The organism is Bacillus sp. 2205SS5-2, assembly GCF_037024155.1.
Lineage (GTDB): Bacteria > Bacillota > Bacilli > Bacillales > Bacillaceae_K > Bacillus_CI.
Map to the genome: position 1 here is coordinate 114,050 of NZ_JAYKTS010000006.1, position 18,198 is coordinate 132,247.

At 39.0% G+C, this 18,198-nt stretch carries 19 protein-coding genes; 7 read left to right on the forward strand and 12 right to left on the reverse strand.

All coding sequences use genetic code 11. The annotated features are described in order from the left end of the window. Window positions 1-153 precede the first annotated feature (153 nt). The 3 genes from U8D43_RS06385 to U8D43_RS06395 all read left to right on the forward strand — a co-directional run bounded on the left by U8D43_RS06385 (window position 154) and on the right by U8D43_RS06395 (window position 3,860). Window positions 154-1,659: a leucyl aminopeptidase gene (locus tag U8D43_RS06385; RefSeq protein WP_335870340.1), complete on the forward strand. Its 1,506-nt coding sequence runs from the start codon at window positions 154-156 to the stop codon at window positions 1,657-1,659. 498 nt (window positions 1,660-2,157) lie between these two features. Next, window positions 2,158-3,474 carry a Na+/H+ antiporter family protein gene (locus U8D43_RS06390; RefSeq protein WP_335870341.1) on the forward strand — a complete coding sequence of 439 codons (1,317 nt, stop codon included), beginning with the start codon at window positions 2,158-2,160 and terminating at the stop codon, window positions 3,472-3,474. Between the two features lie 137 nt (window positions 3,475-3,611). Continuing rightward, a complete protein-coding gene (locus tag U8D43_RS06395; RefSeq protein ID WP_442893568.1) occupies window positions 3,612-3,860 on the forward strand; it encodes a hypothetical protein in 249 nt (82 codons plus the stop codon). A gap of 768 nt (window positions 3,861-4,628) precedes the next feature. Here the strand turns inward: U8D43_RS06395 and U8D43_RS06400 are convergent. Both U8D43_RS06400 and U8D43_RS06405 read right to left on the reverse strand, forming a co-directional pair. Continuing rightward, on the reverse strand, window positions 4,629-5,018 hold the full coding sequence (locus U8D43_RS06400) for a VOC family protein (RefSeq protein ID WP_335870343.1): 390 nt from the start codon (window positions 5,016-5,018) through the stop codon (window positions 4,629-4,631). A gap of 68 nt (window positions 5,019-5,086) precedes the next feature. Beyond that, on the reverse strand, window positions 5,087-5,467 hold the full coding sequence (locus U8D43_RS06405; protein ID WP_335870344.1) for a YuzC family spore coat inner layer protein: 381 nt from the start codon (window positions 5,465-5,467) through the stop codon (window positions 5,087-5,089). 198 nt (window positions 5,468-5,665) lie between these two features. Here U8D43_RS06405 and U8D43_RS06410 point away from each other — a divergent pair, with 198 nt between their 5' ends. Continuing rightward, a complete protein-coding gene (locus tag U8D43_RS06410) occupies window positions 5,666-6,049 on the forward strand; it encodes a PaaI family thioesterase (RefSeq protein ID WP_335870345.1) in 384 nt (127 codons plus the stop codon). Window positions 6,050-6,705: 656 nt separating this feature from the next. Here the strand turns inward: U8D43_RS06410 and mnhG are convergent. The 8 genes from mnhG to U8D43_RS06450 form a co-directional block, all read right to left on the reverse strand. Then, window positions 6,706-7,065: a monovalent cation/H(+) antiporter subunit G gene (gene mnhG / locus U8D43_RS06415; protein WP_442893571.1), complete on the reverse strand. Its 360-nt coding sequence runs from the start codon at window positions 7,063-7,065 to the stop codon at window positions 6,706-6,708. Then, on the reverse strand, window positions 7,049-7,336 hold the full coding sequence (locus tag U8D43_RS06420) for a Na(+)/H(+) antiporter subunit F1 (protein WP_335870346.1): 288 nt from the start codon (window positions 7,334-7,336) through the stop codon (window positions 7,049-7,051). The genes mnhG and U8D43_RS06420 overlap by 17 nt, the downstream gene beginning before the upstream one ends. Continuing rightward, window positions 7,336-7,812, reverse strand: coding sequence for a Na+/H+ antiporter subunit E (locus U8D43_RS06425; RefSeq protein ID WP_335870347.1), 477 nt, complete (start codon window positions 7,810-7,812; stop codon window positions 7,336-7,338). Before U8D43_RS06425 ends, U8D43_RS06420 begins: the two co-directional genes overlap by 1 nt. Before the next feature lie 6 nt (window positions 7,813-7,818). Continuing rightward, the gene (locus U8D43_RS06430) at window positions 7,819-9,300 is read right to left on the reverse strand and encodes a Na+/H+ antiporter subunit D (protein ID WP_335870348.1); all 1,482 of its coding nucleotides are present in this window, start codon (window positions 9,298-9,300) and stop codon (window positions 7,819-7,821) included. Next, on the reverse strand, window positions 9,293-9,634 hold the full coding sequence (locus U8D43_RS06435; protein WP_335870349.1) for a Na(+)/H(+) antiporter subunit C: 342 nt from the start codon (window positions 9,632-9,634) through the stop codon (window positions 9,293-9,295). Before U8D43_RS06435 ends, U8D43_RS06430 begins: the two co-directional genes overlap by 8 nt. Then, entirely contained in the window at window positions 9,634-10,056 is a 423-nt protein-coding gene (locus U8D43_RS06440) for a Na(+)/H(+) antiporter subunit B (RefSeq protein WP_335870350.1), read from the reverse strand. Before U8D43_RS06440 ends, U8D43_RS06435 begins: the two co-directional genes overlap by 1 nt. Beyond that, a complete protein-coding gene (locus U8D43_RS06445) occupies window positions 10,053-12,452 on the reverse strand; it encodes a Na+/H+ antiporter subunit A (RefSeq protein WP_335870351.1) in 2,400 nt (799 codons plus the stop codon). Before U8D43_RS06445 ends, U8D43_RS06440 begins: the two co-directional genes overlap by 4 nt. Window positions 12,453-12,543: 91 nt before the next feature. Further along, a complete protein-coding gene (locus tag U8D43_RS06450) occupies window positions 12,544-12,864 on the reverse strand; it encodes a hypothetical protein (RefSeq protein ID WP_335870352.1) in 321 nt (106 codons plus the stop codon). Window positions 12,865-13,232: 368 nt separating this feature from the next. Here U8D43_RS06450 and U8D43_RS06455 point away from each other — a divergent pair, with 368 nt between their 5' ends. Then, window positions 13,233-13,439 (forward strand): hypothetical protein, encoded by a 207-nt coding sequence (locus U8D43_RS06455; RefSeq protein WP_335870353.1) that lies wholly within the window; start codon window positions 13,233-13,235, stop codon window positions 13,437-13,439. Between the two features lie 243 nt (window positions 13,440-13,682). After that, the gene (locus tag U8D43_RS06460) at window positions 13,683-14,258 is read left to right on the forward strand and encodes a DUF5366 family protein (protein ID WP_335870354.1); all 576 of its coding nucleotides are present in this window, start codon (window positions 13,683-13,685) and stop codon (window positions 14,256-14,258) included. A gap of 70 nt (window positions 14,259-14,328) precedes the next feature. On the opposite strand, the gene U8D43_RS06465 is transcribed toward U8D43_RS06460, so the two are convergent. Further along, on the reverse strand, window positions 14,329-16,203 hold the full coding sequence (locus tag U8D43_RS06465; RefSeq protein ID WP_335870355.1) for a transglycosylase domain-containing protein: 1,875 nt from the start codon (window positions 16,201-16,203) through the stop codon (window positions 14,329-14,331). Between the two features lie 383 nt (window positions 16,204-16,586). Between U8D43_RS06465 and kapD the strand changes: the two genes are divergently transcribed. Next, window positions 16,587-17,207 carry a 3'-5' exonuclease KapD gene (gene kapD, locus U8D43_RS06470; RefSeq protein WP_335870356.1) on the forward strand — a complete coding sequence of 207 codons (621 nt, stop codon included), beginning with the start codon at window positions 16,587-16,589 and terminating at the stop codon, window positions 17,205-17,207. Between the two features lie 317 nt (window positions 17,208-17,524). On the opposite strand, the gene kapB is transcribed toward kapD, so the two are convergent. Continuing rightward, window positions 17,525-17,923 carry a kinase-associated lipoprotein KapB gene (gene kapB, locus U8D43_RS06475; RefSeq protein ID WP_335870357.1) on the reverse strand — a complete coding sequence of 133 codons (399 nt, stop codon included), beginning with the start codon at window positions 17,921-17,923 and terminating at the stop codon, window positions 17,525-17,527. Window positions 17,924-18,198 lie beyond the last annotated feature (275 nt).

The following is an 18,198-nucleotide window of genomic DNA, read 5'->3' on the forward strand; positions in this document are numbered from 1 at the left end:
AAAATCAAAAAAATCGGAAATTATTTCTTATTAGTATACCACAATTTTAGCTCAAAAAACGTTAGGAGGCGAGAGCTACCTAAAAGTACTTGGAAGGTGGAATGCTAGAATGTGAAAGCATATTTCGCTATAATAACGGTGGAGGTGTTCTCGATGAAATATTCAGTAGAACAAGAAATAAGGTTACATGAAGAAATAGATGCGTTAGTCGTAGGTGTGTATCAAAAGCCGGAATTTACGGGTCTGGTAAAAGAACTCGACGATACATTTAAGGGACAATTAACCGAGCTTGTAAAAGCAAAAGACATTCAGTATAAAATGAAACAAGTTGCCACTGTTCATACGTTAGGAGCTATTGGTGCGAAAAGACTGATTTTTGTCGGTCTAGGCAAAGAGAAGGATTTATCGTTTGATGAGCTACGAGTAGCTTTTGGGAAAGTAGGAAAGACGTTAGCAAACCTTCGTACAAAAAAAGTAGCATTAGCTGTTGATACGTTTATCAGCGATGTTATTAGCGCTAACGATGCGGCTCACGCTTTTAGCGAAGCGACAACCATGAGTACATATCAATTCGAAGGATACAAGCAAAAATCAAATGTGCCTGAACAAAATATAGAGGAAGTGGTGGTCTACTCTTCTAGTGATCAGCAAGAAGTAAGCGCAGCCTTAGAGGTTGGCTATGCTCATGGACGCGGGACAAACTCTGCTCGTTCATTAGTGAATATGCCAGGGAATATTCTCACCGCAACCAAGCTAGCCCACTATTCGCTAGAATTAGCTGAGAAGTATGGGTTTGAAGCAGAAATTTTAGAAAAAGAGCAAATGGAAGAGTTAGGCATGGGAGCTCTTTTAGCGGTGAATCAAGGATCGACTGAGCCACCCAAGATGATTGTACTTAAGTACCAAGGTAAAGATGAGTGGAAAGATGTAATTGGGCTCGTAGGAAAGGGAATAACCTTTGATACGGGTGGATATTCCATTAAGCCCAAAGACGGAATTGTCGGCATGAAATCAGATATGGGCGGAGCTGCAGCTGTTCTAGGTGCTATGGAAGTCATTGGGGAACTGAAGCCGGAACAAAATGTTGTGGCAGTCATACCTTCTACGGACAATATGGTAAGTGGGAATGCTTTCAAGCCAGATGATGTGATTACCTCGATGAGTGGTAAAACGATTGAAATACTGAATACCGATGCAGAGGGCCGCCTCGCTTTAGCGGATGCTATGACATATGCGAAGCATCATGGTGCAGATTATTTAGTGGATGTAGCTACTCTAACAGGTGGTGTCATCGTGGCGCTAGGCTATGATAAAACAGGAGCATTGACCAATCATGAGGCAATGTTTGAGCAAATGTTAGAAGCTTCTTTTGAAGCAGGAGAATTTATGTGGCGTTTACCTTATACCGAGAGCGATAAGAAGCGTGTGCGCAAAAGCCCGGTAGCTGATTTAAATAACTCTCCGGGAAGAGATGGTCATGCTATTTTCGGTGGGGCATTTGTTGGAGAATTTACTGAAGGCACGCCTTGGGTCCATTTAGATATCGCCGGAACGGCAACGTCGAAATCTGCTCATGACTTAGGGCCAAGTGGTGGTACGGGAGCGATGGTTCGTACTCTAGCTCTTTTTGTTGAGAAGTTTGAAAATCTGGAAAAATAGTTCCCATAAAAAAGCCATTCTTTTTAGAATGGCTTTTTTTTTAGGTTCTTTTCGTATTCGTTATTGCTATTCAATTTAATGATGAATGGATTTCTTCCTCTTTATCATGATTACGTTCTAGAAATTTCGAAAAGATGCCCCGAAATCGATTTTTAAAACGCTATATGTACTAATTCGAAAAATAATATTCTTTGTGAAAACTACCCTATTTAAGAGGGTTAAATAGTTTGGATTTTTATGCGTTTTTGCACTTAGCTTTTGGCGAATCCATTCAAACACGTATCTGGTTTGTTTAATTACTCGTATGTATCACGAGCAATTAAAGGCTGTTTTCGCAAAGTTTATAGACTGGTGCGAAAAGCAACAAACTCTGCGAAAACAGCCTTTACTAAAGAATTGACAATTTACCAGATTATCTGATAGATTAAAGTACATCGTTTAACACTCTACCAATTTACCAAACTAAAGGAAAGAGAGTGTGTGAGAGGAGTCAAAAGAATGAATGCCGTTATTATCGCTGTATTGGTCATGTTATTATTAAGTTTATTTCGCGTTAACGTTGTGTTGGCGCTTATTATTGGAGCGTTAGTAGGAGGAGTGACAGGAGGTTTATCGCTAGAAGAGACGGTCGCTGTTTTTTCAGAAGGTTTAGGAGGAGGGGCAACTATTGCCCTTAGTTATGCGCTTCTAGGTGGCTTTGCAGTAGCTATTTCTGCTACAGGTGTACCAAATGCCCTTGTGGAGGGCATGATGAAAATCGTTGGAAAAGAAAATTCATCACGCAAAAAAAAGTTAACCAAAGTGCTATTGATTTTATTGGTATTATTAATAGCAATTCTTTCTCAAAATGTCATTCCAATTCATATCGCCTTCATTCCGTTGTTAATTCCTACGCTGTTAAAAACGATGAACGAATTGAGCCTTGATCGTCGTTTAATGGCAACCGTATTAACATTCGGCTTAACGGCTCCATATATTTTATTACCTGTCGGATTTGGATTCATGTTTCATGAAATCATTGCCAGTAACATGGCGCAAAGTGGAATGGAAATCGCCTTAAATGACATTCCAAAAGCAATGATGATTCCTACGGTCGGACTAATCGTTGGCTTGCTGATTGCTCTGTTTATATCTTATCGAAAACCAAGAACCTATCGAGAAGCTACACTTTCCAATGAAATAACCAAAGAAGTACATTCGAAAAAAAGAATTCTATTTGCCGCAATTTCTATTGTCGTGGCACTTGTATTTCAACTTCTATTCGAATCAATGATCATCGGGGCGCTTTCTGGATTGCTATTATTGTATGTGAGTGGTGCTGTTCCTTGGAGAAAAGCAGACGATTTGTTGACTGAAGGCATGAAAATGATGGCGTTCATCGGCTTCGTGATGATTGCAGCAAATGGATTTGCAGCCGTGATTAAAGCAACAGGTGATGTAGAATCTTTAGTAGAAAACACAGCCTTCCTCATCGGTGATAACAAGACTGTTGCGGCCTTGTTAATGCTAATAGTTGGACTGGTTATTACCATGGGGATCGGATCTTCGTTTGCAACTATTCCTATTATTGCGACGATCTTTGTACCATTAGCGATTCAGCTAGGCTTTAGCCCGCTCGCTACAATTGTCATTATCGGGACAGCAGGAGCACTGGGGGATGCAGGTTCCCCGGCATCAGATAGTACCCTTGGGCCGACAGCGGGCTTGAATGCCGATAACCAACATAATCACATTTGGGACACCTGTGTACCAACTTTTCTCCACTTTAACCTTCCGCTCATTTTATTTGGGTGGGTGGGCGCAATTTTGCTGTAAGTTGACAAACTGAAAAGACAGTCAAATCGAGCCCGGTTTTCGGAAAAATTGATATATTAATATTCTATAATTATAGGAAAAAATCGTGGGTATCCGCATCTGCCCATGCTTTTCTTTTTCTTTTGCATACATAAGTAATGAGCCCGAAAATAGAAGGAGGTAACAGTATGAATGAACGTCGACCATATGGTGGATTTGGAAGAAGACCTTATGGATTTGGTGGAGGCCGATATTTCTTTGGAGGACCATTTATTGGAGGATTAGCAGGTGGCCTAGTAGGATCCGCTCTTTTTAGGCCAAGACCATACCCGTACTATGGAGGGTATGGAGGATATGGATATCCACCTTATTACGGTGGGGGTTACTACCCGTATCCTTATTATTAAAGATTTCGGTACCCTTGTTGCAATAAAATGTAATAGATTGCGGATTCCTTAAGTTCGAAAAATATTTTGACTTAGAGAATACAAAAAGCTCTAAAATTAATCTTTAAAGCTGTACTACACTGCTGTAAAAGAATCTTTATAAATGGCTCTATTCGTATACATTTTGGCTAAATCACCTGATTTTTGATTAAATCGCCCATTTCATTGTTATTTCCATCAAAAATAGACGAAATGATGCCCGAAACATAGCTATATCACCGTTTATAGACTGGTGCGAAAAGCAACAAACTTTGCGGAAACAGCCTTAAAAAAATATTGTGCCCTTTTCCATAGTGGAGAAGGGCTGTTTTATTGAGAAAAGAAGCTTGGGTTTTTAAAGTGGTTTTGGTGTTTAGCTCCAGGCGCCACCGGCTCGAGGTCATAAGCCAAGCCCTGTCATGAGGCAAAGAGCACGCCTCAGGCCAGTTCTTGTCTTATGCAGGTCGCCGGTGAGCGGGCGCCTTGCGCATATCTGTGTGTTTAGCTCCAGGCGCCACCGGCTCGAGGTCATAAGCCAAGCCCTGTCATGAGGCAAAGAGCGCGCCTCAGGCCAGTTCTTTTCTTATGCAGGTCGCCGGTGAGCGGGCGCCTTGCGCATATCTGTGTGTTTAACTCCAGGCGCCACCGGCTCGAGGTCATAAGCCAAGCCCTGTCATGAGGCAAAGAGCGCGCCTCAGGCCAGTTCTTTTCTTATGCAGGTCGCCGGTGAGCGGGCGCTTTGCGCATATCTTATGTAGATATTTGCCAAGTTACGCCAAAGGGATCTTGAAGTCGGCCAAACATACTTCCCCAGAACATTTTTTCAAAGGGGATAAGGACTTTCCCTCTGGAGGATAGTGCTTGAAATGCGAGGTGTGCTTCCTCTACGGTCGGAAACACTAACGTCAATTCCATTGAATTTCCTATTTTCACCTCTTCTGTTATGGAATCAGCTATGAAAAATTTTTGACCAGCGGCTTGAAGGACTAAGTGCATGATTTTCTCTTTGATATCCTCTTTTGCTTGTGGAGCATCGGCAAAGGTTTGAACACTAATAACCTTTCCTTTAAGTGCTTCCGCATAATAATTAGCCTGTTTCCTGGCATCATTTGAAAAAAGGTAGGGATATAGTTCTGCCACGAGAAGGTCCTCCTTTTTGATTTTAGTCTGTCCGCAATTCGTCACAGCATCCCAAAAAAAGCTCGTCGTTATCGCCAACGAAGAGCAAGATTAACTTTGCAACAGTCTACATTTTCGTAATCCTTCAAAAATACAATGGATAAACCATCAGGGTTATAACTAATCTTTGGTTGAGATTGCATGCCGATTGAAAGAACGAGGGAATTGACGGCATTTGAATCTGATTTTTGAGCGGCATCCATTAATTTATTTGAAAAGCTTTTTGAAACAATAATATTTTTCATTAATAGACGTGCATCTTCTATTAATGGTAATGACATCTCAGCCGATTTTTTAAATAGCTTCGTAGAAACGGGGGTGAAATCACGAGGGTAAAAGGGATAAACAGACTGGAATCTGGGGGGGAGGCTACGTTGAGTGGAAGGATAAAAGGGATGATAACGATACATAAAACAGTCACCTCGGATTGTTATTTAGGTCGACCCTATAATACAAAATATGTATGATGCTAGGGCGGTATGTCAATTCAGATTTTCCAAAATAAAAGTGTTCTTTCTTTTCTAAAATGAATGGATATTCATTGACGAATCTACCAATAAAAGGGTAAAACTAATATGTACATAAAAAAGTCAAATGGAGGGGAAAAAATGAATTTAGAAAACACATTAATCTCGGGACTTGGAATAGAATTACTGAGTGTTGAGAAAGGGAAGATTATTGCGACGATGCCAGTAGATGAGCGAACTCGTCAGCCATTAGGTTACTTACATGGAGGGGCATCTGTTGCTCTTGCTGAAACGGTCGCAAGCTTAGGGGCTATTCAATTAATTGATCAAGAAAAAGAAATTTGCTTTGGACTGGAAATAAACGCAAATCATATTAAAGCAAAACGAGAGGGAATCGTGACGGCAACTGGAACTATTGTTCATCAAGGAAAAACAACTATGGTATGGGACATTCAAATTCGTGATGAACAAGAACAACTTATCTGTACATCAAGATGCACGATGGCGGTTGTTCCAAAACGGTAAGGTTTTCTTTCGGAATCTGATGGTAATTTCATGACCATGAGTAAATAGGATTTTCCAACATCTATGATGAATATACTGAGCAGAACTAAGGGGAAATAATTGCACTTAGCAAGGGGCTATTTAATACAGTGCCAGAAAAGGCGAGTCATTCCTATTGTAATCTCACAGGAGGAATAACCAGTCGACCTTTCATGAACTTGTTTCAAAAGGGCTGTTTTTGCAAAAATTGTGGCTTTTCGAAGTAGTCCTCAATTTGTGATGAAGAATGACTTTGGGCATCATTTCGCTTATTTTTAACTCGAAATGAGGAAAAAAAAGTGTGTTTCCATCTGTTTTTATAGGCTAAAAGAATTTTCGAAAAATAAACTATACTTGAAAGAGCATGCATGCTTCTAGATGAATCATATTGATAACTAGAAAAAATATCGCCTAGAATTGATCTATGTTGTCATTATAATTAACAGAAAACGGCTCACTAGGTGTGAGCCGTTTTCTGTTTTTAAAACTAGTATTAACTGACTCCAATAAATCCTCTTCAAGTCTTACTGTTTTGAATTGGTCTAGACTATGTTCGAGAATAATGAGTCAATAAAGCTCTATATAGTTCAGCGAATCATTCGCTGAAAAATGAATTATTCTCAGCTGATAGTCCCACTTTATAAGCTATCTTTTTCTTGTTGTTTTTTTAATTGTAAATCATCCCGAACACTTTTCTCCCATAACGGCACTCCTGAATTATAAGCTGCTCGGGATATTAAGTGTCCCGACACAGGCGCGGTTATGAAAATAAATCCAATACCGAGGATTACTCTCGAATTGAAATGTCCTTCGGTTACATAAAAGAACAAAAAGGTCCCCAGTAGAATACACATGACACCAAGCGTAGCGCTTTTAGAGGCAGCATGGTTCCGCGTATAGACATCCGGTAAACGAATTAGTCCAAAAGCCGTGACAAGTGTTAAAAAGGCACCAACAATCAAAAAGAATCCAATGAAAATGCTAATGATGGTCTCGATCACGTTCAATAATCGCCCCTTTCTCTAAAAATTTAGAAAAGGCAACTGTCCCAATAAAGGCAAGAATTCCAAGCAAAAGAATCACTTCTAAGAACGCATGCGTATGAAGGAGCATCGAAATCAAGGCAACGAGCGCCACCAAATTGATTCCAATTGCATCAAGTGCGACGACTCTATCTGGAATGGAGGGGCCCTTAATCACTCGATAGATTAGTCCTAGCATCGAAAGAGATACCGCGAGTAAAGAGATTTGAATTATTACTTCAAGCATTACCGAGTCACCTCCATGATCGCTTTTTCAAACGTATTTCGTATGCTATTAATTGCTTCATCGACATCGTCGACATCGATTGCGTGCACGTATAAGATTTTATTATCGGCTGAAATATCCATGACAAGGGTCCCTGGTGTCAGCGTAATTAAGTTAGCAAGAATCGTAATTTCCCAATCACTCGTTAACTTTGTTGGGAATGCGAAAATGCCAGGCTTAATATTTAACTTCGGTCTTAAAATCGTTTTTAAAACCGAAATGTTGGATAGTATTAATTCTCTTAAAAAGATGAAGAAAAGCTGTAAAACAGCAATAAAACGAATCAAGTAAAACCGAGAATTGAAAAAGCGACGGAATGCAGCAATAACGATGAGCCCTATTAAATACCCTATGATAAATTTTTGTGCCGTAAATGACACGGTTAGGAACATCCATAAAAATGCGAGTACAAAGTTTAATAAAATTTGAAAGGCCATACAACACTACTCCTTTAAGACGGCTTGTATATAGATTTTAGGGTCTATTAATACATCCGTGGCTTGAATCATTAGTGGACGAAGGAAGTCTGCACTTAATCCGTACAAAACGGCGAGTAGCACGAGAACGGCTCCTGGAGCCCATAAGTAAGGAATATTGGTCTCTTTTTTCACTTCATATTCTTTCGGCTCACCCCAAAAACCGTTGATGAAAATCTTCATCACAGAATAGAGAACAAATAAGCTAGAAAGCAGAACCACTCCCGCTGCTACATAATGTTCTGCCTCCATAGCTCCGCGGATGATTAAAAGTTTCCCAACAAATCCACTAAAAGGTGGAATGCCTGCTAAACATAAGGTAGCTACAAAAAACGACCAGGCTAGTAGAGGATATTGTTTAATCATACCGCCCATTTGGCGTAAATTACTCGTCCCGCTAATGGTTACCATCACACCAATGAGTAAAAATAAAGCTGCTTTTACTAACATGTCATGAAGTAGGTAATAGACAGAGCCTTGAAGCGATGTTTCGGTATTCACGGCAATTCCTAATACAATGACCCCTACAGCAATAATGACATTATAGATAATGATTTTCTTGACATCCCAATAAGCAATGGCACCAATAATACCCGCAATAATGGTTGCGATAGCGAGCCATAGTAACAAAGTGTGCGTGAAGTTCGTATCGATATGAAAGAAGAGCGTAAACGTTCGTAGGATAGAATAAACGCCCACCTTCGTTAACAATGCCCCAAACAGCGCGAGAACCGGTATGGGAGGGGCAAAATAAGAACCCGGAAGCCAAAAGTAAAGAGGAAAAATAGCTCCCTTTAAGCCAAATACGATTAGAAACAACATCGCAATAACGGTAATGATTCCAGGTTGATTCAATTCGGTAATTCGTTGAGATATATGGGCCATATTGAGTGTACCGACAACGGAATAGAGGTACGCGACTGCTACAACAAACAAAGCAGAAGATATGACATTCACTAAAATGTATTTAATGGATTCTCGAAGCTGAATTTGTGTACCTCCCAAAACGAGCAACACATAGGAAGACATTAGCATCACTTCAAAAAAGACGAATAAATTGAAGATATCACCGGTTGTAAACGCACCATTAATTCCTACTAGTAGGAATTGGATAATTGGATAATAGTAGAATTTTTCACGAGATTCACCAATCGATTTGAAGGAATAAACCAGAACTAAGAATGTGATGATACTCGTCGTTAACACGAGTAAGGCTGATAAAGGGTCAGACACAAGGGTAATTCCAAAAGGTGCCTCCCAACTTCCAACGTTCACGGTTTGAATCCCTTCATTATATACAGTATTTAATAAAATAACGGCGGTAAAAACAGATCCGCCAGTTGAAAAAAGAGAAATCCATTTCTGCGCGCCAATCCACTTTCCAAGAAACATAAGCAAGATTGCTGTTAAAAGAGGGATGAGGATTGGGAGTATTAATAAGTTAGTCATTTCCTTCATTTCCTCTCATTTGATCCATATTGTCTGTGCCGATCTCTTGGTAGGCACGGTAAGCAAGTACCAAGAAAAAGGATGTAACACCAAAACTGATAACGATTGCAGTTAAGATAAGTGCCTGTGGTAAAGGGTCAACATAGGAAGGTGCATGTTCTCCAAGAAGTGGAGCAGCTCCCTCTTTTAATCCCCCCATTGTTAAGATCAGTAGGTGAGCGCCATGACTTAAAAGTCCTGTCCCAATAATAATCCGAAGTAGGCTTTTGGATAAAATTAAGTAGGTGGCGCTCATAAATAAAATTCCAATGACAATAGACATTAATATTTCCATTATTCACTCTCTCCAATCGTTTGAATAATCGTCATCGTAACCCCAATGACGACTAGGTACACGCCCGTATCAAAGATGACAGCGGTATGAAGGGATTGCTTACCTAGTAATGGAAGATGAAAATCATTAAATGCATGAGTTAAGAACGGTACATCGAACAATAGGGCTCCTGTTCCGGTTCCAACGGAGAGCAGTAATCCTATCGCCGTCATGATCTTATAGTCAATCGGTAAAATATACGCAACCGTTTTGATATCATAAGCAAGTAGCAACAAGACGAGCGCTCCAGATGTCATCAATCCACCAATAAACCCTCCACCAGGATAATAATGACCCGCAAAGAAAAGTTGTATGGAAAATAAAATGATCATAAAGGCTGCGATCGTCGTGACGGTTTGAAGAATCACATCATTGGTTTTCATCCTTCATTCCTCCTTGCTAATCGAAGTTTAATCATGGAGAAAATACCCAATGCAGCAATAGCTAAAACACAAATTTCAAATAGGGTGTCAAAGCCACGGAAATCGACTAGGATGACATTGACTAAATTTTTTCCTCCTGCTTCTTTGTAGGCATTCTCGATATAGAATTCAGATATAGAACTGAACATTTTTTGACTATGAGCTGAAATGGAAATCAAGGTGATTACGAGTCCAACCCCAATCGAAATCAATGCATTTCCTAGTTTAAAGCCTACATGCTCTTCATGACGTGAAAGTCGTGGGAGATGATAAAAGCATAGTAAGAAAAGAGCGACAGAAACCGTTTCGATGACGAGCTGTGTTAAAGCCAAATCAGGTGCTCGAAATAACACGTAAAATAGGGAAACGGTATACCCGACTGCTCCGAGCGAGATGATAGCAGTTAAACGTGATTTTGCTAATAAAATCGTAAACGTCCCAAGTAATAAGAGTATGGCCAATACTAGTTCGTAGATCCCAACAGGAGCTAAATCATCCGTATTGAACGAAAAGGCATCTTTAGACCATAAAGTAAATAAAAGCAGTCCGATGAAAAAGGTGAAAATATAGACTAGGTATGTTCGAATAAAACCGTTCATGACCTTTTTGGTTAGTTTATATGAACCTTTTTCTAACCCTGTTAGACCACTGTCATACATGTAATTTAATGAAAGCCTAGCTGGGAATTTATCGTATATGTTTATCCATTTAGAGAGCAACCAGAATAATAAAGTTCCGCCGGCAATTACCCCGAGTGTCATATATAGCTCAATATTAGGGCCATGCCATGCTTTAATATGAACCTCTAACGGCTTTGGTGAGGTCAGTACCCCTGGTAAAATCGACACAACTGCTGGCTTGATAATAGTGTGTGATAAAAGATTTGGAAAAATCCCGAAGATAATCACAAGCGAAGCCAAAACTAGAGGGGAAAGCAACATCCCAAAAGGAGCTTCATGTGGTGCTTTCTTAAGTTTTTCTGGCTGATATTTTCCAGTAAAAGTCTTAAATAAAAGCATCATACTATACAAGAATGTGAAGACACTGGCAATCCAAGCAATCACCGGGAACAATAATCCCCATGTTTCTAAGTTAAATATATTCATTTCAGCAACTTTAACCATTCCAGTAAAGAACATCTCTTTGCTTAGAAAGCCATTAAAGGGTGGAAGCCCAGCCATGGAAAACGTTCCGATCAAGGCTATTGTAAACGTGATTGGCATCAAACTCATAAGACCACCAAGTTTTCTTATATCTCGGGTTCCGGTTTCATGGTCCACGATGCCAACCACCATAAACAAGCTACCTTTAAAGGTTGCATGATTGATTAAGTGGAAGACAGCGGCAACTGTTGCGACTAGATAATATTCTTTATAGTCATAATGCAACGCAGCAGATCCGACCCCTAAGAGAGACATAATTAACCCAAGCTGACTGATCGTTGAAAAGGCAAGAATCCCTTTTAAATCCGTTTGTTTAACAGCATTAAAAGCTCCCCAGAAAAGGGTTAATAGTCCAATACCTCCGACAAGCCAAAACCACGTACTTGATTGCGCAAAGACAGGGCTTAAACGTGCAACAAGATAGATACCCGCCTTGACCATCGTCGCTGAGTGTAGATAGGCACTGACTGGAGTTGGTGCTTCCATTGCATCCGGAAGCCAAATGTGAAATGGGAACTGTGCCGATTTAGTAAAGGCTCCTAAAAGGACGAGAAGCATAGCTGGGATAAAGAGTGGTTGACGATAAAGATCATCTGACATCGCCACTAGCTCTCTAATGCTAAATGTATCACCCATGATGGAGAGCAAAACAAAGCCACCTAGCATCGCTAACCCACCAAATACCGTTATCAGCATTGATTTTTGTGCTCCGTAACGTGATCGTTCACGGTGATACCAATAACCAATTAACAAAAAGGAGGAAATTGATGTGAATTCCCAGAACATATAGAGAACCATTAAGTTATCAGATAAAACAATACCGAGCATTGCTCCCATAAAGAGAAGCAGATAAACATAAAAGTTATGTAGCGCTTCCTTTGCTTTTTCTAAGTAAAAAATGGAATACAGAACAACAAGCGAGCCGATTCCTGTAATTAATAACGCAAATAATAGTCCTAACCCATCAACGTATGCCACAAAGTTTATTCCTAATGAAGGCATCCACTCTGCTGTACTCTTAACGACATCACCCGCTTCTGTAACGGGGATAAATCGTAAGAAATAACTAAATAGTACAATGGGTAAAATAAGAACAAACCAACCTGTATGTATCTTCTTAAAAAGAAAATAAAAAGCTGGAACCAATAATGCCATCAAAAAGGGTGAGATGATGGCAAAATGAAGTATAGACAATAAAGACCCTCCTTTAGGCGTAGAAAATTTGATGAATCACATAATATGTCTAGAGTTACTATCAGCTTTTCCTTATTTACACATTCAATTCCTATGAAGCAACAAAGACCATACAAGCATTATAACGTAAAAAATATGGGGATGCATTCAGGAAACTCTCGCCGATAAGGGATCCCTGCAAACTAATAAATAAGTAGAAAGTGACCGAAATACCTAAAAATATTTCTGAAGTAGAGAGATCCCAAGAGAATGTGGGGGTGTTTTCTTCGGGAATTTTAGGAAGTATATGGTTGTTAAACTGGTTTAAGTGTCTAGCCCCAAGTGGAATCAGTTTTTCTTGTGGCTGCATTTGCAAAAATTGTTGCTTTTCATACCAGTCTATAACTTTTGATATAGCTTTGTTTTCCGGCATCTTTTCCTTAATTATTAATGGAAATTAACTAAGAAATGAAGGGTTTAATCAAAAAAGCAGATGAAATAAGCACGAAATATATTAAAAGAGCCTTTAGAAAATAAAAACATAGCTTCTAGATTTTGCATTTTTAAGGTGGCGTCGATGCCTTTTTCTTGGATATTTAGTGTTTTTTTCGAATATTCATCTAGTCCTGTCCGGTCCAGAAAAAGTGCTAGTGATTGCTTAGAAATTAAAAGGGTATGTTGTCTACTCTTCGTCTTTTGCTTGTCGCCTTTAAGAGAAGCCTTCTCTTTTCTAAAATTCCCTTTTCTCCGGGTATAAAAACCATTTGGACACTCCATGCTATAACTAGGTGGTGATTGTCAGTGAAAAGAAAAGTATGTCTTTCTCTTTCCCTGTTTAGTTTTCTGTTCGGCGTATCTTGGTTTGGTCACGAGTCTTTGCAGGATAAAAGACGTTATAACAACATTGAGAAGGAGGGAATTATTCCACTGTCTACTTATCAAGAGGCAGAACCAGTTAGTGAACCGGTTCCCTTCGGCTCTCGAGAATATATTCGGTATGTCCAATAAGGTGGGGAAACCCATCTTTTTTGTGGAGAAAAATCTAGGTTTCAATTTAGGGGAGTTTGGGATTTCATTGTCTTGCTACAGTGGCTTGAGGCTCGGGTTAAATGAATAACTCTCCAGTGATGCAGGCATCACCTGCGAGCTCTTCATTTGCCTGTCGCCTCAGGACAGCCACTTTCGCTTTTCAATCGTTGTTGAAACGGATATGATGGGAGTGGTAATGTCGATTTTTGGGAGAGGCTTTTGATGAAAAATACTTACATAACAGGATACTTTCCTTTGTTTTCTATTTTATTGTTTAGTTTAACGTTTGCGGTGTATGGAGTAGATGTGTTTGTTTCACTTTTTAAAGGGATTGGAATTTACGCAGGGATGAGAGAGTTTTTATCGGATATTCAATTGAATTTATTTGTTTTAATTTTGCTGATGACAGTTTTTTTTATGGTTTTTGCTGCTCTAAAATTGATCGCGGAAACTATTAACGAGCTTAGTCTGCTCTTTTTTTCAAAGGACTCCAGCGGAGAAGCGATTCAAAGTGTTCGTCCTTTAGCACTTGTTTTCTTTATAGGCGCACTTGTGTCAATCGTTAGTGTCAATTCTATTGTAGGCTTAATGCTTATTTTTTTGGCCTCTTGTTTCATTTACTTTGTACTCTTTGTCTACAAAATAACCCCCTCGTTGTCGCGAGGAGGCATGGTAGGTATTGTCTTATTTCAAGTATTATTTTGGAGTCTGGTGATTGTGATAGTCTTTTTTGCTGCACTAAAAATTTATAATGGAATATTAGCGAGTTTACCTATTCTCACCCAAGTTAAACGATAAAACCTAGGTTTTATCGTTTATAGGTGAAAAAAGTTTAAATTTTGAAATGGTTTTGCGCCTCGAACATTTCTTATCTCATAATGTCCCGCCAAATCATGTGACTAGGACGATTTTTTTCAATGCTCTGCATGTTTTGAGGAAAATCATGTCCAACCCATACCCCGGTTGTATATTCGTCTGTTAACCCTACGGCCCAGTAATCATAAAATTGATTGGTCGTCCCCGTTTTAATTCCCATATATGGTTTGGGGAGATAGGCTGATTTACCTGTCCCACTTACAGCGGCTGAGTGGAGGAGACTTCTGACTTTTTCAACCGTTTGTGTAGACCAAAGCGTTACGGACTCTTCATTCCATTCATAGAGGGTTAATCCGTCTCGATTGACTACTCTGGTGATAGCACGCGGCTCAGTATAAACACCATCAATAAAGCTTGTATAGGCTCGGGTCATTTCTAACGGGCTCAAGCCATAAGTAAATCCACCTATGGCAGCAGCGAATGTTTGATCTTGTTTTATTACTTTCGAAAATTGAAAGGAGTCGAAATGGGAAAAAGCTTCTTGTACCCCGATTTTTTCCATTAAGCGAACAGCAGGCGTATTTAGCGATTGAATAAAAGCCGTCTGGAGTGTCACCATACCCCACTCACTGTTTCCGTAGTTTTGAGGACAGTAATCCTTGATGCAATACCTATTCGCGTTAACACTTTCATTTAAAGAGGATTGAAAGCGTTCGATATAGGGGGCATAAACAAGCAAGGGTTTAACAGACGAACCAGGTTGGCGATATGCTTGGTAAGCGCGGTGGAAAAAATATTTCTGATAGTCTTTACCACCAGACATCGCAACGATTCCCCTTGTTGAATTATTAATAACAATAGCTGCGCCTTCCACCCCTGCATAAGGCAGGTTTTCTTTCACAGAGGTCACGGCTTTCGCTTGCATGTCGGGATCCAAATTAGTCTCTATTGTCACTCCAGATGTAATTATTTCTTCAACACGATCATCCAATGAAGCAGATATCATCTTCTTCTCTTCCTCAGACTGGGCGGCTGAATTTTTTTCATAAAATCCTTCCTTTAAACTAATTAACTGACGCAATTCTTCTTCCACATACACCGCATAATCGGGATACGCATTTTCATGTTTCTTGATATGAAGGCTGATTTTCTCAGCTTTTAGAGCAGTGACTTCTTCATGTGTTAGCTTTCCAACATTCATCATTGTATCTAGCAAGCGCTCTTGCCGTTCTTTCGTTGCATCAAAATGTGCAACCGGGTCATATTTAGCAGGGTTATTAGGAATAGAAGCTAAGAATGTTAATTCTGCTTTGGAGAGTTGAGTTAGAGGCTTTTGAAAAAAATGCTGTGAAGCCGACTCAGCTCCATAAATTCCATTGCTAAAATAAATCACATTTAAATATAAATCCAGAATTTCTTCTTTTGTTAAAGCTTGCTCTAGTTCATAAGCATAAAAAAGTTCCGTTAGCTTTCGGTTATATGATTTTTCTTGATCCAAGTATAAATTTCGCACAAGTTGTTGGGTAATGGTACTACCACCTTGTTGGATATGAGTGAAAACTAGATTTTTCACAACAGCTCGTAAAATAGCCCCGGCATCAAATCCGAAATGATCATAAAAATTTTGGTCTTCGGAAAAAATCATCACGTCTTTTAAATAAGGAGGGATTTCCTCACCCTTAGCATAAAGACGGTACGGAGTATTCACTTCAGAGAAAACCTCGCCATTTTGATCCAATAAAAGGCTTGTAACCGGTACTTTTATTTCATTTTTATTAATAACCCTATCCATCTTCTGCTGAAAATCTTCCACTTGAACGACTTCTTGACCTGTTAGGTACACGATGAAAACAAAAAGCGGAAAAATTATTACGATGGTAAGGTAACCTGTAAAAGTCCTCACAACACAGCCACATCGTTTCTTCATATTGTTGAACCCAGGGAAGTAACTAACAATATTGAGCCAGTTCTTTCGGGTTTTATCACTTTAGAGTATTCTCTACTTTATCATAATGTAATTTCTAATAAGAATAAAGAAGTCGCTAACATGAAAACGCAAAAATGTGATTTCAGATAATAGTAGAAAACTTTCTTCATAGAATGATTGTTCAACGGATCTTTATGGGAGATTTGTGCATTTTTATTCTAAATTAGTGAAGAAAAAGCAATCTATACTCGAATGTACGGGCAATGTACCCGAAAAGATGCAAATGAATTGTTTGAATTGTCATAATTTAAGCGGTTCACATGATATAATAAGTAATAATTGAAAAATGCAAACCACAATCGGGAGAAGACTAAGGAGGGAGAATGGTGGACGAAAATCAGTTAATTTTCATCGACTTTGAATTTTCGATGCCAGATCGAAAACATTCACCAAGAGGATTTTATCCAGAAATCATTGAAGCGGGCATCGTTTTAATAAAAGAAGGAAAAATCGTAAAGCAATTTTCTACTTATGTAAAACCCATTGCATTTCCGAAACTCACACCACGATGTAAAAATTTTCTTCATATTGGCCAAAAAGATGTAGATAATGGCATATCATTTTATGATTTAGCTAACTATTTTCAAGGGATTAATGGAACGGGTCTTAATAAAATCATTACATGGGGAAATATGGACATGAAAGTGCTAAGGCAAAACTGCCAAAAAGCGACTATTGATTTTCCTTTAAGTGGTCAATTTATCGATTTATCTATGGAGTATAAAAAGTTTTTCGGGGATCGAAATCAAACGGGATTATGGAAAGCGGTTCAAGAATACGGAAGAGATGGTGTAGGAAAACACCATAAAGCACTAGATGATGCACTTACTACTTATCATATTTATAAACTCGTCGAAAAAGATAAACAATATCTTAAAAAAGCCTCCCCGCCGACAATTGGCGATCGGGTGGATTTTTCTAAACTAAATAATCTCCTAGCTTAAGAGCCTTATTCTCAAAGAGATAAGGCTCTTTTCTATGGGAAAGAAGTAAAACCGAATTTTCTGTCCACTAAGTGAATGAACAGAAAAAGTCATTTCCCCCACCTCATTGGGGTTGTGGATATCTTCAAATAGTAAGTGGTCAAATTAAGTATTAAGAAACGAAATCCACAGTTAATCGGATGTTTGTCATAGGGTCAGGGTAATTACATTTTTAGCCACAAATGGTCGGACTGGAATATATTCAAGATATTTCCAACAAGATGAGATTAAACATTCACATAACGTCATATTGGTTTTTGATATGAGTAGGCTTTGTTTTAAAAAGTCATATTGTACATTAATTCATATTCGCGTTGGATGCTTCGCAGTGTTTCGATACTTTTTTGAGCATAAATGCTATCCCCTTGTTGAAGTGTGCTTAACAGTTCGTGAAAGGTGTGGTGTAAAGAGTCTTGATAATTAGGGATTTCTCCTTGAAAAGGTTTTACCATGGTTTTAGGGATGTTTGCTTGTTCACGAAAAGCCAATGCCTTACGTTCATGAAAAAACCCTTGATTTACTTGTTTGGGGTGATGAAGATCTCCCTGAACGGGGTGCTTTAGGACAGCTAAAATCCGGACCACATAAGAAATGTCATTTTCATTGGTTAATTCACCAATATATTTTCCAGTCTTGTAGATACCGGTAACAAATTCATTGATTTTTAGATGAGTCATAGGTTTTCCTCCTCCAATCGCTTATAATGCTATTATACAAAAAAATGGGCTCTTCGCTATTTAGTGTTGACAAGACAATTTTCTAGGGTTCAATTGATGCTACCATTTTAGCTTAATGTCAGGATTATACATATTGATTAAAACAAGCGAAAAACCGGACAAGGGAATGAGGTCAATTGCTCGCTCAGCATTCACCACCTGTTACAAGAATAATTGATTGAGTTCTGAAACCTACATAGTTGTTTGAACTAAATACTAAATAGCGAAGAAGCAAA

Bases quoted from the DNA above. Each gene is read 5' to 3' on its own strand.
- U8D43_RS06385 (WP_335870340.1), top strand. From the start codon at position 154: ATGAAATATTCAGTAGAACAAGAAATAAGGTTACATGAAGAAATAGAT.
- U8D43_RS06390 (WP_335870341.1), top strand. From the start codon at position 2,158: ATGAATGCCGTTATTATCGCTGTATTGGTCATGTTATTATTAAGTTTA.
- U8D43_RS06395 (WP_442893568.1), top strand. From the start codon at position 3,612: ATGAGCCCGAAAATAGAAGGAGGTAACAGTATGAATGAACGTCGACCA.
- U8D43_RS06405 (WP_335870344.1), bottom strand. From the start codon at position 5,467: ATGTATCGTTATCATCCCTTTTATCCTTCCACTCAACGTAGCCTCCCC.
- U8D43_RS06410 (WP_335870345.1), top strand. From the start codon at position 5,666: ATGAATTTAGAAAACACATTAATCTCGGGACTTGGAATAGAATTACTG.
- U8D43_RS06420 (WP_335870346.1), bottom strand. From the start codon at position 7,336: ATGCTTGAAGTAATAATTCAAATCTCTTTACTCGCGGTATCTCTTTCG.
- U8D43_RS06425 (WP_335870347.1), bottom strand. From the start codon at position 7,812: ATGGCCTTTCAAATTTTATTAAACTTTGTACTCGCATTTTTATGGATG.
- U8D43_RS06430 (WP_335870348.1), bottom strand. From the start codon at position 9,300: ATGACTAACTTATTAATACTCCCAATCCTCATCCCTCTTTTAACAGCA.
- U8D43_RS06435 (WP_335870349.1), bottom strand. From the start codon at position 9,634: ATGGAAATATTAATGTCTATTGTCATTGGAATTTTATTTATGAGCGCC.
- U8D43_RS06440 (WP_335870350.1), bottom strand. From the start codon at position 10,056: ATGAAAACCAATGATGTGATTCTTCAAACCGTCACGACGATCGCAGCC.
- U8D43_RS06450 (WP_335870352.1), bottom strand. From the start codon at position 12,864: ATGCCGGAAAACAAAGCTATATCAAAAGTTATAGACTGGTATGAAAAG.
- U8D43_RS06460 (WP_335870354.1), top strand. From the start codon at position 13,683: ATGAAAAATACTTACATAACAGGATACTTTCCTTTGTTTTCTATTTTA.
- U8D43_RS06465 (WP_335870355.1), bottom strand. From the start codon at position 16,203: ATGAAGAAACGATGTGGCTGTGTTGTGAGGACTTTTACAGGTTACCTT.
- kapD (WP_335870356.1), top strand. From the start codon at position 16,587: ATGGTGGACGAAAATCAGTTAATTTTCATCGACTTTGAATTTTCGATG.
- kapB (WP_335870357.1), bottom strand. From the start codon at position 17,923: ATGACTCATCTAAAAATCAATGAATTTGTTACCGGTATCTACAAGACT.